Source organism: Paenibacillus sp. MT124 (genome assembly GCF_058792755.1).
On record NZ_CM179500.1, the window covers coordinates 942573 to 959091 of the forward strand.

15 protein-coding genes are annotated in these 16519 nt (G+C 46.5%); 10 read left to right on the forward strand and 5 right to left on the reverse strand.

The features are described 5' to 3' along the window. Positions 1-68 precede the first annotated feature (68 nt). The 4 genes from AC3RCI_RS04390 (at position 69) to AC3RCI_RS04405 (ending at position 3669) form a co-directional block, all read left to right on the forward strand. Positions 69-1421, forward strand: a complete 1353-nt coding sequence (locus AC3RCI_RS04390; RefSeq protein WP_492527627.1) for an amino acid permease — start codon at positions 69-71, stop codon at positions 1419-1421. Positions 1422-1911: 490 nt separating this feature from the next. Beyond that, positions 1912-2010 carry a hypothetical protein gene (locus tag AC3RCI_RS04395; protein WP_492529794.1) on the forward strand — a complete coding sequence of 33 codons (99 nt, stop codon included), beginning with the start codon at positions 1912-1914 and terminating at the stop codon, positions 2008-2010. Then, the gene (locus AC3RCI_RS04400; RefSeq protein ID WP_492527628.1) at positions 1988-2851 is read left to right on the forward strand and encodes a prohibitin family protein; all 864 of its coding nucleotides are present in this window, start codon (positions 1988-1990) and stop codon (positions 2849-2851) included. Before AC3RCI_RS04395 ends, AC3RCI_RS04400 begins: the two co-directional genes overlap by 23 nt. Before the next feature lie 68 nt (positions 2852-2919). After that, positions 2920-3669 carry an endonuclease V gene (locus AC3RCI_RS04405; protein WP_492527629.1) on the forward strand — a complete coding sequence of 250 codons (750 nt, stop codon included), beginning with the start codon at positions 2920-2922 and terminating at the stop codon, positions 3667-3669. A gap of 196 nt (positions 3670-3865) precedes the next feature. On the opposite strand, the gene AC3RCI_RS04410 is transcribed toward AC3RCI_RS04405, so the two are convergent. Beyond that, positions 3866-4777, reverse strand: a complete 912-nt coding sequence (locus AC3RCI_RS04410) for a LysR family transcriptional regulator (protein WP_492527630.1) — start codon at positions 4775-4777, stop codon at positions 3866-3868. A 131-nt stretch (positions 4778-4908) separates the two neighbouring features. Between AC3RCI_RS04410 and AC3RCI_RS04415 the strand changes: the two genes are divergently transcribed. Then, the gene (locus AC3RCI_RS04415; RefSeq protein ID WP_492527631.1) at positions 4909-5952 is read left to right on the forward strand and encodes a 2,3-butanediol dehydrogenase; all 1044 of its coding nucleotides are present in this window, start codon (positions 4909-4911) and stop codon (positions 5950-5952) included. Positions 5953-6082: 130 nt separating this feature from the next. Here the strand turns inward: AC3RCI_RS04415 and AC3RCI_RS04420 are convergent, their stop codons facing one another. Then, a complete protein-coding gene (locus AC3RCI_RS04420) occupies positions 6083-6595 on the reverse strand; it encodes a GNAT family N-acetyltransferase (protein ID WP_492527632.1) in 513 nt (170 codons plus the stop codon). Positions 6596-6754: 159 nt separating this feature from the next. Then, positions 6755-7522, reverse strand: a complete 768-nt coding sequence (locus AC3RCI_RS04425) for a helix-turn-helix transcriptional regulator (RefSeq protein ID WP_341173928.1) — start codon at positions 7520-7522, stop codon at positions 6755-6757. A gap of 203 nt (positions 7523-7725) precedes the next feature. Between AC3RCI_RS04425 and AC3RCI_RS04430 the strand changes: the two genes are divergently transcribed. The 5 genes from AC3RCI_RS04430 to AC3RCI_RS04450 all read left to right on the forward strand — a co-directional run bounded on the left by AC3RCI_RS04430 (position 7726) and on the right by AC3RCI_RS04450 (position 14860). Beyond that, positions 7726-10047, forward strand: coding sequence for a beta-L-arabinofuranosidase domain-containing protein (locus AC3RCI_RS04430; RefSeq protein WP_492527633.1), 2322 nt, complete (start codon positions 7726-7728; stop codon positions 10045-10047). 78 nt (positions 10048-10125) lie between these two features. Continuing rightward, the gene (locus AC3RCI_RS04435; protein WP_492527634.1) at positions 10126-10692 is read left to right on the forward strand and encodes a Uma2 family endonuclease; all 567 of its coding nucleotides are present in this window, start codon (positions 10126-10128) and stop codon (positions 10690-10692) included. A gap of 372 nt (positions 10693-11064) precedes the next feature. Next, positions 11065-11802, forward strand: coding sequence for a hypothetical protein (locus AC3RCI_RS04440; protein ID WP_492529796.1), 738 nt, complete (start codon positions 11065-11067; stop codon positions 11800-11802). A gap of 12 nt (positions 11803-11814) precedes the next feature. Continuing rightward, a complete protein-coding gene (locus AC3RCI_RS04445) occupies positions 11815-13503 on the forward strand; it encodes a vWA domain-containing protein (RefSeq protein ID WP_492527635.1) in 1689 nt (562 codons plus the stop codon). 217 nt (positions 13504-13720) lie between these two features. Next, on the forward strand, positions 13721-14860 hold the full coding sequence (locus tag AC3RCI_RS04450; protein WP_492527636.1) for a toxic anion resistance protein: 1140 nt from the start codon (positions 13721-13723) through the stop codon (positions 14858-14860). A 176-nt stretch (positions 14861-15036) separates the two neighbouring features. Here AC3RCI_RS04450 and AC3RCI_RS04455 read toward each other — a convergent pair whose 3' ends face one another. Further along, a complete protein-coding gene (locus AC3RCI_RS04455) occupies positions 15037-15651 on the reverse strand; it encodes a hypothetical protein (protein WP_492527637.1) in 615 nt (204 codons plus the stop codon). A gap of 160 nt (positions 15652-15811) precedes the next feature. Then, positions 15812-16405: a TetR/AcrR family transcriptional regulator gene (locus AC3RCI_RS04460; RefSeq protein WP_492474134.1), complete on the reverse strand. Its 594-nt coding sequence runs from the start codon at positions 16403-16405 to the stop codon at positions 15812-15814. Between the last annotated feature and the right edge of the window lie 114 nt (positions 16406-16519).

Consider the following 16519-nt stretch of genomic DNA (forward strand, 5'->3'; position numbering starts at 1 on the left):
TACTGGAAATTATGTTATAAAAGCTTGAGAGAAGATTACAGACGTTGTTGACATCAGGAGGACTTGAATTGGCTCAGACAGAAGGAACATTACAGAAAAAGCTTAAACCAAGACACATCAGCTTCATGGCCATGGGTGGTGTCATTGGAACCGGAATTTTTAAAGGCAGTGCCGAAACGATTGGACTCGCAGGTCCGGGTGTTATTTTAACGTACATTTTTGCCGGACTATTACTGCTGGTTGTAATGGCTGCGATGGCGGAGATGGCTACCGTCTATAAAAACAAAAACATGAAAGACTTCGTGCAGGAAGCCTTCGGCAGCAGGGTATCCTTTGTTATGGGATGGATGTACTGCTTCCTATGGTTATCCGTGTGTGTCATTGAGGTGATCGCTGCGGGAAGCTTCTTGCAATATTGGTTCGCGGAGGTGCCGTTATGGATGCTAAGTCTGGCGTGCGCGGCATTTATTATACTCGTCAATCTGCTGAGTGTTGGGGTGTTCGGGGAGTTTGAATTTTGGCTGGCGGGCATCAAGATTGCCATGATCATTATATTTATCATCCTGGGTGCCGCATTGATCTTTGGCATTATTCCAAGTGATAACACACCTTATCTGCAAAATTACACACAAGCCGGAGGTTTCCTCCCGAATGGTTGGTCATCGATCTTCTCCGCACTGCTGGTGGTCATGTTCTCATATGGAGGCTCGGAACTTATTGGTCTGACGCTGACGGAGACGGAAAATGCGGACAAGGTCATGCCGAAAATTGTGGGCAATTTCATGCTCCGAATTATTTTGTTCTTCACGCTGCCGATTCTCATCATCTGTGGTCTCATTCCATGGAATGAGCTCGGGCCGGAGAGCAGCCCCTTTGTACAAGTGCTGGCCTCCACAGGTCTACCTGGAGCAGCGCATATTATGAACTTTATTCTGGTGACTGCCGTCTTATCGGCTGCCAATTCTGGCATCTACGGCGCATCCCGGATGCTTCATTCCATGGCGGTGGGCGGTGAGGCTCCCAAAGCACTGTCCAAAACCAATCGGAGCGGCAGTCCGGTGAATACGCTCTTGGTTTGTTCCGTCATTTTGCTCGGAGGCTCCATGCTTGGACTGTTCGCTCAGGATCAATTGTTCCGTGTATTGCTCGCAGTGCCTGGGTTCGTCGTGATGCTTGTATGGATCTGCATCGCCACTTCCCAGTTAAAATTGCGGAAGAGATACCCGGTCACACCGACATTCAAAGTCTGGGGGTTCCCTTACGTAACCGGACTCGCCATACTTGCACTTGGTGTTATTGCAGTGATGTTCATATTCGATGAGGGCAATCGATTCAGTATCAGTATCTGCCTCGGTGTCCTTGCCGTATTGATTATCTGGTCCCTGATCCGGTTCAGGAAGTCGAATGGACAGGAAGTCTAAGATTTGCAGAAGTAAAATTGATGAGTAGAGGTGTGGACCGCTACATGGACCAAACATCTCGGCATGTATGCCGGGGTGTTTTTTTATGTGCAAAGGAATGGCTCAGAGAGTCGAGATCCCGCCGAAACGAGGACTTGCGCTTTCAAGTTTTTTCTATGTTGAAAAGTGAGACAGAGATCCTTGGTCAGCAAGAAGCATTTAGAGATCATTGAAACCAGATATGAAAATAGAAGTATATAATTAGAAGAATTAAATATTTTAGTTAACGATTAGGAGAAGGGAGAGACGGATGTAATAACATTTTTTAATAAAGTTTGGTTACGAAGGATTAGCAGGGGGAGAGTTTAAGCAGAAGTGTATTTCTAAAAGTGTGAGTTGCTACGTAATGATGAAGTTTGTGTTTGGATACAACCATAGAGGGAGGACGAGTATGCCATTCATTGGAGGAATAATTTTAGTCTTTATCTTAGCATTTATTCTATGGTCATTAATGTTCCCGCTATTCAATATGGTAGGTAGAAGAGTATTGAAAAGATACAACAAATTCAAACCAGAGGAGAATGGAAATGAAGAATCTAAAGACGTTTAAGGTGGGAGCCATTTCAGTAGCATTAGTGATTATTGTAGGAGTAGTATTGGTAAGCTTTTTTGTGACACGAATTCCTAACGGTTATGTTGGCGTTGTCTATTCACCAAATGGGGGCGTAAAAGATAATACGCTGAGTCAGGGATGGAAGTTGGTTGGTGCTTTTGATAAGGTAACCAAATATCCAATTCGAATTCAAACCGTTGAATACAAGGATATTCAGATTGCTACGTCTGACGGAAAAAACATCACAATCGATTTTGCTTACAACTATCAAGTAGAACCAAGCCAAGTGTCTTCAATCTTCAATACCTTTGGACCCATTAGCATTCAAGAAATTGAAGATACATATCTGAAAACACGTTTTCGTGATGCTGCCCGGAAAGGTATTTCTAAATTTACTGTAATCGACGTTTATGGAGAAAAATCATCTGAGGCTGGCGTAGACGTTCAACAACGTTTCGCAGACGATGTCAAAGAGCTAGGTTTCATTGTATCCAATGTGACCGTTGGTGTTCCTCAACCAGATGCGAAAACACAAGAAGCCATAGATAAACGAGTTGAGGCATCTCAAGAGTTGGAACGTAAAACGACTGAGCTTGAAATTGCGAAGAAAGAGGCAGAACGGAAACGTGTGGAAGCACAAGGTAACGCAGATAAACTATTGATTGAAGCAGAAGGTCAAGCCAAAGCAAATAAAGAGCTTCAACAATCACTTACAAGCCAATTGGTCCAATACGAAACGATTAAGAAGTGGGACGGTGTGCTTCCATATGTCAGTGGATCCAATACGCCAATGATTCAATTACCAACTGCAGCTGGAAAGACAGAAGAGGTAAAATAAATGAAGGGGAGTTTTTCTCCCCTACTAGATACAAATATTCCTTAACAAATCCAGCGGAGAGGTGCCCATTGAATCAACTTAACATTTTACCCCCTAAATCATTTAACGAAGAAACCTTTGATCAGATCCAGCGGGAGCTGGTGACAAGAATTAACTTGCAGAACAGCTTCAACATGGAAGATGTCCATCTCGTGGCAGGAGTCGATCTGGCGTACTGGGAGGATGGAGACCGTACATTTGCGGTGTGCTGCATTTGTGTAGTGGACTACTTTACCCATGAGATTGTGGAAACGAAGTCCTTGCAGGATGAGATCAAGGTGCCCTACATCGCGGGGTATCTGTCTTTTCGAGAGCTGCCGCTCATTCTGGATACATTCAAACAACTGGAGAATGATCCGGATCTGGTCATGTTTGACGGAAACGGATATCTGCATCCTCGGCATATGGGGATCGCCACACATGCTTCGTTTTACCTCAACAAGCCTACCATCGGCATCGCCAAGAGTTATCTCCGAATTCAAGACACGGACTATGAGATGCCAGCAAGCGAATCAGGTAAATTCACGGATATTGTGATTAACAGTGAAGTCTATGGGCGTGCACTGCGAACGCATTCACAGGTTAAACCGATCTTCGTCTCCTGTGGCAATGGTATCAATATCAATACGGCTACCGAAGTGACCCTGGCATTAATTAACAAAGAAAGCCGATTGCCTATCCCTGTAAGGCAAGCTGATTTGGAAACGAAAAAGCACCGGGCTGCACTGAAACAAGTAGACGGTAATAACGGCGACAAGGGCCAATCATGCGACGAATAATACCGAAAACTCTGACGCACAAGTTGGAGTTTTTTTATTTGCACTATAGCGTACAATTTCACCTCAAGCAGGCAGCGACAAAGTTCCGTCCAATTGAAGCTGACACAGTAATTGATGTGAAGCGAGACATATCCAGTATTGGCGTGCCTTTTTTGGTGTGAACCAAGACGAACAGATAAAGATATCCTCAAATCCATTAACTCTTGAAATAATCCAGCTCGATCGCCTGTCTGAACTTCTGGGCAAATCGTTCGGCGGCAACGGCAACCTCCTTGGACTCGGTCTGTACGAAGCCGATTTGCATCTTGGGCTGGTCAATGGAGGCAATCTCCACCATTTTCACAAGGCCTTCTTTCCACAATGTGTTCTGGTAGAAAGAGAAGTCGTGGCCGATGCTGGCTGCTATATTGTTTCTAAGCACCGTGTTGATCGCTTCCGAATTATTGGTCTTGAAGAGGATGGACAATGCTCCATAATCGTATGTGAAATCCTTAATGAAATCTTCTATGAAGCCATCGCGGTACAGCGCGAGGGGATGCTCCTTCAGTTGATCCGGCGTCACCCGATTCAGCTTGGCTAGATCAGACTGGTGATGGGTGCCTACAACCAGTTTACCGGAATACATGGGGCTGAAATGCAGTCCGTCAAATTCACGCAGCTGTTTCGTGTAAATGGCAATGAAGCCAAGGTGTGCCTTGTTGTTCCGGATGTCATCGATAATCTCCATGGAACCTTTCTCTTCTATGGAAATGTTCAGTAGAGGATGCTCCCTTTTCATATCGGCAGTGGTCTGGACAAGGTAGTGCATGACACTGGGAAAAGTCGCTACATGCAGATCGCCTGTCAGGCAGGATGCTTCCACATTCAGAGATTTCAATTCATCGACCCGCTGCAAAATGTCCAGCGCCTTGGCAATGAATTGTTTGCCTTCTGTTGTGGGGTGCGTCCCCTGCCGGGAGCGTTCGAACAGGATCAGGCCAAGCTCCTTTTCCAGCCGATGGATAGACTGACTGATGGCCGATTGGGTAACATGAAGGTGCTCCGAGGCGGCGGAAAACGATTGGGTTTTGGCAATTTCAACGACATATTCAAGCTGTTCCAGATTCATGGGTTCATCTCCGTTTTAACATTACTGCTACTAATATTAACATTAGTATCTATAAATATGAATAATAAGTGAACGGCGATATAATATATAGACAAGCTATTTATAAGCTCAATAAAAGGGGATGGATTTACATGAAAGCAGCAGTATGGTACGGCCATAAAGATGTTCGAGTGGAAGAACGTGAAGTTCCGGTTGCTGGATCCGGACAAGTCAAAATTAAAGTGGAATATGCGGGGATCTGCGGCAGTGACTTGCATGCTTATCACCATGGTGTAGGGATTCAGGAAGGTGAGAATCATCCGCTCTCCGGTCAGAAGGCACCATTGACATTGGGCCATGAGTTCGCCGGAACGGTCAGTGAATTGGGAAGTGATGTAAGCGGTATCAGTATAGGAGACCGTGTTGTGGTAGAACCGTTGTATCATTGCGGTAAATGCGAATATTGTATCCAGGGCCGCTATAACCAATGTACCGAATTCGGTTTCGTAGGTTTGAATGGGGATGGTGGTTTTGCCGAGTATGTTGTTGTTGAAGCATATATGGTGCATCCATTGCCAGACAACGTTTCTTTTGAAGAAGGTGCACTTGTTGAGCCTACAGCGGTAGCCTTCCATGCCGTTCGCCACAGCAAGCTGAAAGTGGGACAGAAGGTAGCCGTGTATGGTGCAGGCCCAATTGGACTGCTGACCATTCTATCTGCAAAAGCGGCAGGAGCTTCCACGATCTATGCGGTTGACGTGTTCGAGGAACGCCTGAATCTGGCGGCTAAACTCGGAGCCATTCCGGTGAACAGCGCCAAAGTGAATGCAACGGAAGTCATCCTGGAGCAATCTGGCGGAATTGATGTTGCCTATGAAGCAGCAGGTGTGCAACCTACGATGGATAGCGCTGTAGCCGTAGTCAAAAAAGGCGGAGAGGTGGTTGTTATTGCAGCCATCCCTAACCCACTGCAGGTGAACTTCTTCGATCTTCTGGTGAAGGAAGCGAATCTGACGGCCACACTGGCATATCGCCACATTTTCCCTGAAGTCATCTCCCTCATTGCTGAAGGAGCACTCGATGTGAAACAGGTTATCACGAAGAAAATCAAACTGGATAACATCGTGGAAGAAGGACTGGAACTGCTGATGAGCGACAAGAGCCATGCGAAAATTTTGGTGGAGATCGGCGGTTAATAAGCAGTATTACATTGCCGCATCTTCCAATAGTAAAGGCCACTCGGATGAGTGGCCTTTTTTCATCTTTATCACTTCAATTGAACTGAAGTTTATAGCTTGCGCTTAATAGCATGTGTTCTCATATGAATCAGGCATCGTAACGATAACAAATGGCATTACCGCCGCTGCTGCGTGTACTGAATTCTTCATCCTCCACAAAGCCAAAACGTTCATATAAACGGATGGCATTCGTCATCTGCCCGCCCGTGAACAGATACACCGTATTTTTGCCCATGTCCTTGGCGGATGCAACACACTGACGAAGGAGCTCCCGGGCAATACCGTGACCCCGCCACGTAGGATCCACACCAAGCAGGCGAATGAATGGATAATCAATCGGGAGCTCGAAATTGGGATAGGCATTGTGTGCCGTTTCGAACAATTGCACGGTCCCCACAATCTGATCGTCCACTTTGGCGACCCACAATTGTGTGAGGTAGGGATTATCCAGTGATTCCTCGATGTCTTTCACATAGGCTTCCCAACGCTGTTGATCCTGAAAGGTATCCTTGTACTCTGCGTAACTTGCAATGAGGATATCTACGATCCCTTTATGATCAGCTTCTGAAGCGGGTTGAATCGTGACTGCCGTTGTCGTCATTTCAATTTCTCCTTCTGAAATGGGGTGGATGAAATACAGTTATTTCACATCTTAACACAACTAAATTTATCGGAATAATCAAAATATTCTATTGAATACGCATGAATTTCTATGAGTCAGTCTATGCGACAATCTTATGATTTCATACTAATCCATCGATCATAAACGATTGAGCTGAGTGGAATACAGGTTATTCCGATATTCGGTTGGCGTACTGCCTTCGTACTGCTTGAACATGCGCAGGAACAGTTTGTAATCCGAGAATCCGCATTGTCCGGCTATTTCCTTAACACTGGCATTGGTATTGAGCAGCAGCTGTTTAGCCCGGTTGATCCGCTCGGTAAGGATGTAGGTTTTCAGCCCGATGCCTTTCTCGCGTTTTACCATTTTGGAGATATAATCCTTGTTAAAATTAAAATGCTCTGCAATCTTGCCTACCGTGATATCGGTATGAAGATGAATACCAACCCACTTGCAGATATGGTCAACAACCGCATTATGAGGGCGATAACCAGCCTCTGTGTTGCGTTCCAATTCTTTTAACAGCAGAAGAAGGGCAGCATCGGCCTCTTCGGTGGAGAAGGACGAGACATGCAGCAGCTGCTTGAACAGCTGATTGGCCGTGGAGGGTACCGGGATGGTCGCATGTGTGGGATAACGATCGAACCCTTCAGCTAAGGTGTCATAGTGAACCCAGTAAAAGCTGACAGGGGCATCGCTGACTTGATATCCGTAATGGGTATGGCCGGCTCTCAGAAACAGCAGATCATTGGCGCGAACCACGTAATGCCGCTCCTCCTCCGCAATGTACATTTCTCCCTCCAGCATCAAAATGATCTCATGCACAGGCATGATCCGTTTCATATGTGTCCAATTGCCTTCCGTGATGAACTTGCCGCACAGATAAAATTCGAGTGGCTTCTGCATAAGACGGATTTATCCACCTTTTCTTGGATTATGAGTCTGATGTAGTTGTATTTTATTTGATAATATGTGGATATTCAAGGGTTTGTATGAATTGGGGGTTGAGCAGCAGCTGGTGGGTAGAACGGATTTTACCCTCTCCGTATGATGCCGGAAAGATATCAGGAACGATAACATTCTGTACATAATGAGGAGGAGCATAGTTCATGATTGAAACGAAAAAGGGATTTTTGGGTCCCGAACACGTGCATTTGTTAAATGGGGTTTTCCAAACATCCCAAGAGGTCGGGGAACGGTACCTGTTATCGCTGGACATCGATCGGTTCCTGGCCCCATGTTACGAGGCACACGGATTAACCGCGAAGAAGGAGCGGTATGCCGGTTGGGAAGCGCGGACGATCAGCGGACATTCCCTGGGGCATTATCTGTCTGCTCTGGCTGTGACGTATCAGGCGACAGGCAACAAGACACTCAAACAAACTTTGGACTATGCCGTCACCGAACTTGCGGGAATACAGCAGGCAACAGGCAGCGGATATATCGGCGGATTGACGGAAGAAGCGTTCCATATCGCATTCCGGGCCGAACATATCGGTGGATTCAATATCGGCGAATACTGGGTTCCATGGTACAGCGTGCACAAAATTTATCGTGGCCTGATTGACGCCTATACACGGACAGGCAACGGTCAGGCACTTGAAGTCGTTACTCGATTTGCAGACTGGGCGGTAGAAGGATTGCTCCCGATGACAGAAGAACAGATGCAGACGATGCTTCAAAGTGAACACGGAGGCATGAATGAGGTATTTGCACAATTGTATGGGATCACGGGCAAAGCCGTATACCTTGAGATTGCTAACAAGTTTACCCATCGGTTGATCCTTGGACCCCTGGAACATAAGCAGGACGACCTTCAAGGCAAGCACGCCAATACTCAGATTCCCAAAGTAATCGGAGCAGCCGAAATTTATAATCAGGATCATTCGCATGAGAGCTACCGGACGGCCGCTGAGTTTTTCTGGGACACAACGATTCATCATCGCTCCTATGTGTTCGGTGCCACGAGCATTGCGGAACATTATGAAGCGAAGGGCATGGAGAGCCTGGGTATCAAAACCGGAGAGAGCTGCTGTACCCATAACATGATGCATCTGACGAAGCAGCTGTTTGCCTGGAACCCGGACAGTGCCTACATGGACTATTATGAGAACGCTATCTATAATCACATCCTGGGCACGCAGGACCCTGATACAGGTAACAAAACGTATTTTGCCTCAACCCTTCAGGGCCATTACAAAATCTACGGGACACACGATACCGCGTGGTGGTGCTGCACAGGCTCAGGGATGGAGAACCCGGGCAAATATGCCGAGGCCATCTATTTCGAAGATGAACAGAATCTGTATGTGAACCTGTATATCGCATCCGGGCTGGACTGGACGTCACAGGGACTATCCCTGAAGCTTGAAACCGACTTTCCTTATTCGGAAAAGGTAACCCTGACGATCACCGGAGGCAACGCCTCGGCTAATCTAAAACTACGCGTGCCTTCATGGCTGCAGGAGCCAATGACGGCAACCGTCAACGGGGATACGGCACATCCGTATACACGGATGGAAGCCGGCTATCTCTCCATCCAGCGTACATGGTCCGCCGGGGATGTCGTGACCATTACCCTGCCGATGTCGCTGCGCCAGTACACGTCAAGGGATGATACCCACAAAGTCGCCTTCCTGTATGGACCCATTGTGCTCGCGGGCGCTCTGGGAAGCGAAGGGCTGCCGGAAGATACCATTGTGGATGAGACGGCCCTGAATCCGAAGACGGCCCCGGTACCCGTGATTTGGACGGAGCAGGAGGATGTCCGGGAGTGGATCAGCGTCGTGGATGCCGGTACGTTAACGTTTGAACTTAGCAAGGATGTCACGTCTACGGGCGAACCCGTGAAGCTGATCCCGTTTTACGATGTGCATCATGAGTTTTATACGGTATACTGGCCGTTTAACGATGAAGGTGATGCGCTGGAGAAAGAGCTGAATGATATTACGATCGACAGGGTGCAGCCGGATGGTCAGCAGGATGAGATCGGGCATCATCTGGATAGCAATTGCCGTGCAGAGCACCATAACGGTTCGTACACGGACAGCCGCAACAGGCTGCATATGTGGCGGGAAGCCTTTGGCGTCAGCGGAGCATATTTCAGCTACCAACTGGCCGTGGAAAGTTCAGGTACCAATGTTTTGTGCGTCGGCTATTGGGGCGGGGATCATTCACCATTTGAACGCGAAGGAACGAGGTATACCAGAGAGTTCAACATTGTGGTAGATGGAACTGTAGTCGGTGAGCAGCGAATTCATATGAACAAGATTGGTGAAGTGTTCTATGCGACCTATGATATTCCTCAGGCTGTTACCTTCGGTAAGGAGAGTGTGACAGTTACGTTCCAGGCCATTGGTGATCGTGGGTGTGCAGGAAAAGTTGTAGAGGTGCGAACAACCCGAAGCAAGCCCGAATCTGTAATTTCATAAACAGGCCGAGCATGGAAATCAGCAAACACAATGGTATAATGAGGACAAAGTCGATTAGGGATCAGGGAGGTTGAATGTGTGGCAAAACCGGATAACAAAGGTATCTATAGCTTTCAGGATTGGCTGACCTGGGAAGGAGCATGGGAGCTCATTAACGGCAAAGCCTATAATATGTCTCCGGCACCGACCTCTATGCACCAATTTATCGTGGGCGAGCTGCATTTCTCCTTGCGAACTTTTTTGCAGAACCAAAAATGCTATGTGTTTGTTGCACCCTTCGATGTGTATTTTAGCGAAAATGAACAATACGATGCACCTGATCATGTTGTACAACCGGATCTGTCAGTTATTTGTTCCAAGGACCAAATCTCCAAAAATGGCTGTTACGGTGCACCGTCTTTAATTATAGAAGTATTGTCTCCTTCGACTGCCTTAAAGGATTTTAATGAGAAATTTAATTTGTATCAGAAATATGGTGTACATGAATACTGGATTGTCGATCCAGGCAACCAGACTGTACATGTATATACGCTAGAGGATGGGAGCTATCAAGATCGCAGGCTGTATACGGAAGAGCAGATGATTCAATCGAAAAAGTTCCCGGAACTCGCGATACCCTTTCATCAGCTGTTCAGGCTGGAATAGAATATTATTTAAGTTACTCAAGTTACTCCGGTGCCCTGTGCCCGGAGTATTTTTGGTTGCTTTTTTCGGCTCGTCCTATATAAAAAATGACACGCAATCTCCTTATTCCACGTATTACCTGTAAATCTTTATTTTTCCGTTAACGGATATTTTCGTTTGCCTCCTCCGTCGTAAATCGGTTTAATAGTGAGCCTGTCAAAAATCCGTCCACATGTCCCTATATCGATGAAATGGGATGAGCTTGCGTCACGTATATTAGGAATATCCATATTCATCGACCGAATCAGGGCCACATCATGTACAATAAGTGATATACGCTAGTGGGAAATATCGACAATTGGACCATCATATAGCGAGAAAGGAGGTCAGCGGATTACAATGACCAAATACATAAAATGGCTAGGCCTGATCCTCGGCGTTGTTGTCCTCAATATTCTGTTATTTTCACCAGGCTTCATCGGGCTTGGCTTCGGTGGTGGAGCCTTCTCCACTGCTCTGTCCGTTACCCTGCTGTTCGGAAGTGTGATGGCCCTGTTTTACGGAAGTTACACCCTGCTGTTCAAACAGCCTGTAGTCTTGCCGGTTAAGCAGATCGAGACGCATGAAGATTACGAGGAAGCTTTATCCTTTTACAGACGAATTAAAGTGCTTGAAGAAGATATTACGCTGGGATTGTCCCAATTGAGCCGGATGAAGAAAAAGAAAGAGACGCTCCTGAACGTGCTGAACCAGCGGTTCGATCCGGGGGAGCTGAGTTATAAGAAATTTGCCTCCGTCACGCTTGAAGTGGAGAAGCTGCTGTATCTCAACATTCGAAGCGTGCTGAACAGACTCCATGTGTTCGATGAAGCCGAATACGCCGCCCTAATGAAATCCAAATCCTCCAAGATTCCACCCAAATTAGTTCAGGAAAAGACCAAAGTGTATAACGACTATCTATCCTATGTAAAAGACTCGCTCCATACGAATGAAGAAATACTGCTCAAACTTGACCAGCTGCTGCTGGAAATATCACGCCTGGACAGCTTTGAAGCCGGGGATATTGAACAGATGCCCTGTATGCAGGACATTGATCAGTTAATCAAGCACACCAAATTATACAGACAGTGAGGGGTTGCATTTATGGCGAAGAAGGGGAAGTTTTTTCTCATATCAATTGTGATGCTGGTGCTCGTGTTCGGATTGGTCTATGCAGGAATTACATTGACATCGAATTTTGGCAAATCCAGTACACAGGTGACAACAGAGAATGCAGGCAAAGAATTAGGCAAGTTGTACGCGGACATTGCGCCAGCGACGGCTGAACCCGTGAAGGGGCAGATTGATCTGGATCCGGTTGATGTGGCAGATTCCCTCCCGGATATCTCGAAGTTCCCGATTACCGTTGAGAATACCACGAACGAGTATGTAGAGATCTTCTCTTCCATCGAGAAGTCAGGCACCGGAGCAGATGGCTGGTTGACCGAAGTCAGTGAAGAATTCAACAAGGCTAACATTACAGTTGGCGGTCAACCGGTATCGGTAAAAATCCGTAATATTGCTTCCGGTACGGCAGCCGATTATATCAAGTCCGGCAAATACGTACCTGATGCATATACCCCTTCCAATGAACTATGGGGCGAGATGGTTGCCGCTAGCGGGGTGAAGACGGAGAAGGTATCCGATAGGCTCGTGGGCAACGTTCCCGGAATTGTAATCTCCAAAGCCAAATATGATTCGCTCGTGGATACCTACGGATCCGTTAACGTCAAAACGGTAACCGAAGCGATTGCCAACAATGAACTCGCAATGGGGTATACCGACCCGTTTGCCAGCTCCACAGGACTTAACTTTCTTGTGACGGCATTGACCACGTACGATAGCTCCAATCCGCTGGGGGAAAAAGCGATTGAAGGCTTCGAGAAGTTCCAGGCCAATGTGCCATTTACGGCTTCCACAACCATTCAGATGCGTGAAGCCGCGAAGTCGGGCCGATTGGATGCCTTTGTGCTTGAATACCAGACATACGTCAACACCGCAGACCTGAAGAGCGGATATGTTTTTACCCCGTTTGGTGTAAGACATGACAGCCCGCTGTATGCACTGGGACAGCTGCCGCAGAACAAACAGGAAATCATCCAGAAATTCGCTGAATTCGTCACTCAGGATAAGTACCAGAAGTCGGCAGAAGAGTTCGGATTTAACGGTTTGCAGGATTACAAGTCTGAGCTCGCGACCGTCGATGGGGGAACTCTATTATCCGCGCAGAAGGTATGGAAAGAGAAAAAGAACGGAAGTAAACCGATCGCTGCCGTATTCGTTACGGACGTATCCGGAAGCATGGATGGGGAACCGCTGAACCGGTTGAAGGAATCTCTTCGCAAAGGTCAGAAATATCTCGGTACCGACAATAGTATTGGCCTCGTTTCATATTCCAGTGGGGTAACCGTGAACCTACCGATTGCCAAGTATGATACGAACCAGCAGTCCATGTTCGTCGGGTCCGTGGATAGCTTGCAAGCAGGAGGCGGTACAGCGACTTTTGACGGTATCGTGGTAGCCATGAAGATGCTGGAGGACTATATGGCGGCTGATCCGAACGTGAAACCGCTGATTTTTGTCCTGAGTGATGGAGAGACCAACGAGGGACATACACTGAAAGATATACGTGAACTGGTCGAGACCTACCAAGTGCCAATCTACACGATCGGATACAACGCCGACATCAAAGCCTTGGAGAGCATTTCCAGCATTAACGAAGCAGCCAGCATCAATGCCGATACAGATGATGTCGTGTACAAGATCGGAAATCTGTTTAACGTACAGATGTAAATATTTCTATTAAAATGAATTTCAAATTTACACGAAAACGGAGAGAGCAGAACCAATCTGGAAAAGCGGAGCGTTCGCCTTTATCCCCGGATTTATACCTTTATAAGAAAGATAAAGAAATCCGGGGATAACAGCGATTGGAAGATGGTGCTGCACTCGAAGTGAACTAGTGTAAGTTACATTATTTATATAGCTCTTAATTTAAGGGGGAGTTTGGATGTCGTTTTCGATGGAAATACCCAGCCAGAAGGAGATTCAGAAGGTTATCGAGGAAGAGGTGAAGCCCGTTCCGGCCGAGGTGGCGGAGCTGCAGCAGGTGGCGAACGCCAACGTGGAGATGATCATGTCACTGGATCTGGAATCCCTGGATAAACGCAAGGAGATTTTACAGTCCATTGAAGGCTTTGGCATGAACACCATGAGATCCTCTTCGGAGAAAAACGCGCTGCTTCAAGTCTCTGTTGGACATCTGTCCAAGACGGGAGACGAGGGCGGTCAGGTCGCCAAAGGCTTGACCGAGCTGCATATGCAATTGAAGGATCTCGACCCCAGCGTGGTCGATTTCGCCAAGAGTGGATTCCTCGGTAAATTGTTTAACCCGCTGCGGGCTTATTTTCTCAAATACCAGAAGGCTGATGCAGTCATCGCCGATATTGTGACCTCCCTGGACAAAGGCAGGGCAACATTGCGCAATGATAATACCACACTGGAGATCGAGCAGCAGACGCTGCGGGAGCTGACCAAACGACTGCAAAAGGAAATCCAGCTCGGTGTGCTCATGGATGAATCGATCGACGGACAGATTGAAGCAGCGAAGGTTCGGAATGAGGACCCGGAGAAAGTCCGATTTATCACCGAAGAAGTATTATTCCCGCTTCGTCAGCGGGTCATGGATCTGCAGCAGATGCTTGTCGTGAACCAGCAGGGTATCATGGCGATTGAGGTGGTCATCCGCAACAACAAGGAATTGATCCGCGGAGTCGACCGGGCCAAGAATGTGACAATCTCGGCACTGAAAATTGCCGTAACCGTTGCCAGTGCGCTGTACAATCAAAAGATTGTTCTGCAGAAGATTGAATTGCTCAATCAGACGACCAATGACCTGATTGCAGGCACGTCCAAAATGCTGAAGGACCAGGGTATCGCGATTCAGAAGCAGGCGTATGATGCCAGTATTTCCGTCGATACGATGAAGCAGGCCTTCACGGATGTGCTGTCCGCACTGGACTCCATCAGTGTATACAAGCAGGAGGCACTACCGCGGATGCGGGAGACGATCAACCAGTTCCGTGAACTCGCGGATACCGGAGAGCAGCAGATCCAGCGCTTGGAGAAGGGGCAGAAGCTGGGGCTGTGATCAAGAGTGAAATGGGGATTGCATCACATTTTCCTATACATTCTGTAATTCAAAAGCGACCAGTTCCCAATTTAATTGGAGAAAGGTCGCTTTTTGAATTTTAATAAGATGTGGCATTATCGATGAGCTCGAAAATAACAGCATTAATGACTCCCTGATGATATTCCCTATAACATTTAAATATCATAACCCATTTTTCTTGCATAGGCGTACAGTTGTAGTTGGGTATAATCAAGTAGTTCGTCTCCAGTGGTTACTTTAGCATTGCCTTGATTAAGTAGGGGATAATTCACTTTGGTCTTGGACACTGCTTTCCTGTACAGCAAGTACCCTTCAAGTTGATTATAGCTCCCCTTAATATATGTGGCATGAATCTTCTTCAGTTCCGGATTGGTAGGCTTGATTTGTTTTAACTTGGATACATATTTCGTATAGTTGGGGATAACTGTATTCGTAAGTTTTAAATACATGGATTTACGATTGCTTGAGTTAACACTGGAGCCGATGCTTTCCAAGGCGGCAAAGGCTTTTTCCTCATAGGATTCTAGGGCAAAAACCTGATTAAGATAATTTTCAAATTCCTGTTGCTCTGCCGTTAGCTCTGGTTCTTCCTCGGCGAAATCCTCGTACCAGTTGTCATCTGTTATCGTATCCTCTTCGTAGATATCAAACTCATCCGAATATGTAGAGTATACATCATCTGCTGCAGCTGCATATGACCCCATAGGCATAAGTACTCCACCGAGTAGAGAAAGACTTACAATTGACGATAATAACCATGTTTTCTTCAAGCGAAATGTCCCCTGTCTGTGTATGTAATATTATTCCAGAGGATAATCTAACATAGATTCAGCAAAAGTTACAGGAATGTATTTACATCATTTTGGTAGTGAAGCTTTCTCGAAATTCTTCTCGATTCCCATACTAGATGGCAAATAGCGTTATTCATTTTCAGTCTTTCAACACGACATTGTCAGGCCGGTAATGAATGATCTTGAATAACTCCTCGGCCATGTAAGCGGGGGTGTGCTTGAAATCCTGTCTGATCCACTCCAGGATCATGCCGAATATCGCATGAGACTGATAGCTTGCCAGCAGTTCAGGGTTGATGTGCTGCGGGAAAATTTGATTCAGATCCTGTAAGGAGAGATCCCGAAGAACATCACAGATCATGCGCTGAAAGTTGGAAGAAGCCTCGGATTTCACAACCAGCGTGTAGAATTGTGCGTGCTGATGCACATGCTCAAATATGGTGATTGCCGAAGAGGGCATCAGACCAACCTCGAACTTTTCCATACCTTGATAGGGTTTGCGAAAAGAAGTGACCAGATCCTGTATCACATCATCAATAATCTCATCAAACAGGTCTTCCTTGTATTGATAATGTCGGTAGAAGGTGCCTCTGTTCAGATCCGCAAGCTGGACAATATCCGTGATGGAAATTTCTTTAAAGGGATATTTTTGCATCAAATGGATGAGTGCATCCTTCAGTGCAGCTTTTGATTTCTTGATTCTTCTATCCATTGAATTGGAATTATCAGACATGTGGAATCCTCCTGGGAAAGGCCTATTTAGAATAAAAGTACATTTATGCCCAATAGTGTTGATTAACGTACAATCGGGCAAGCTTTTACTGATTGAAGCGGAATGCTATGACTT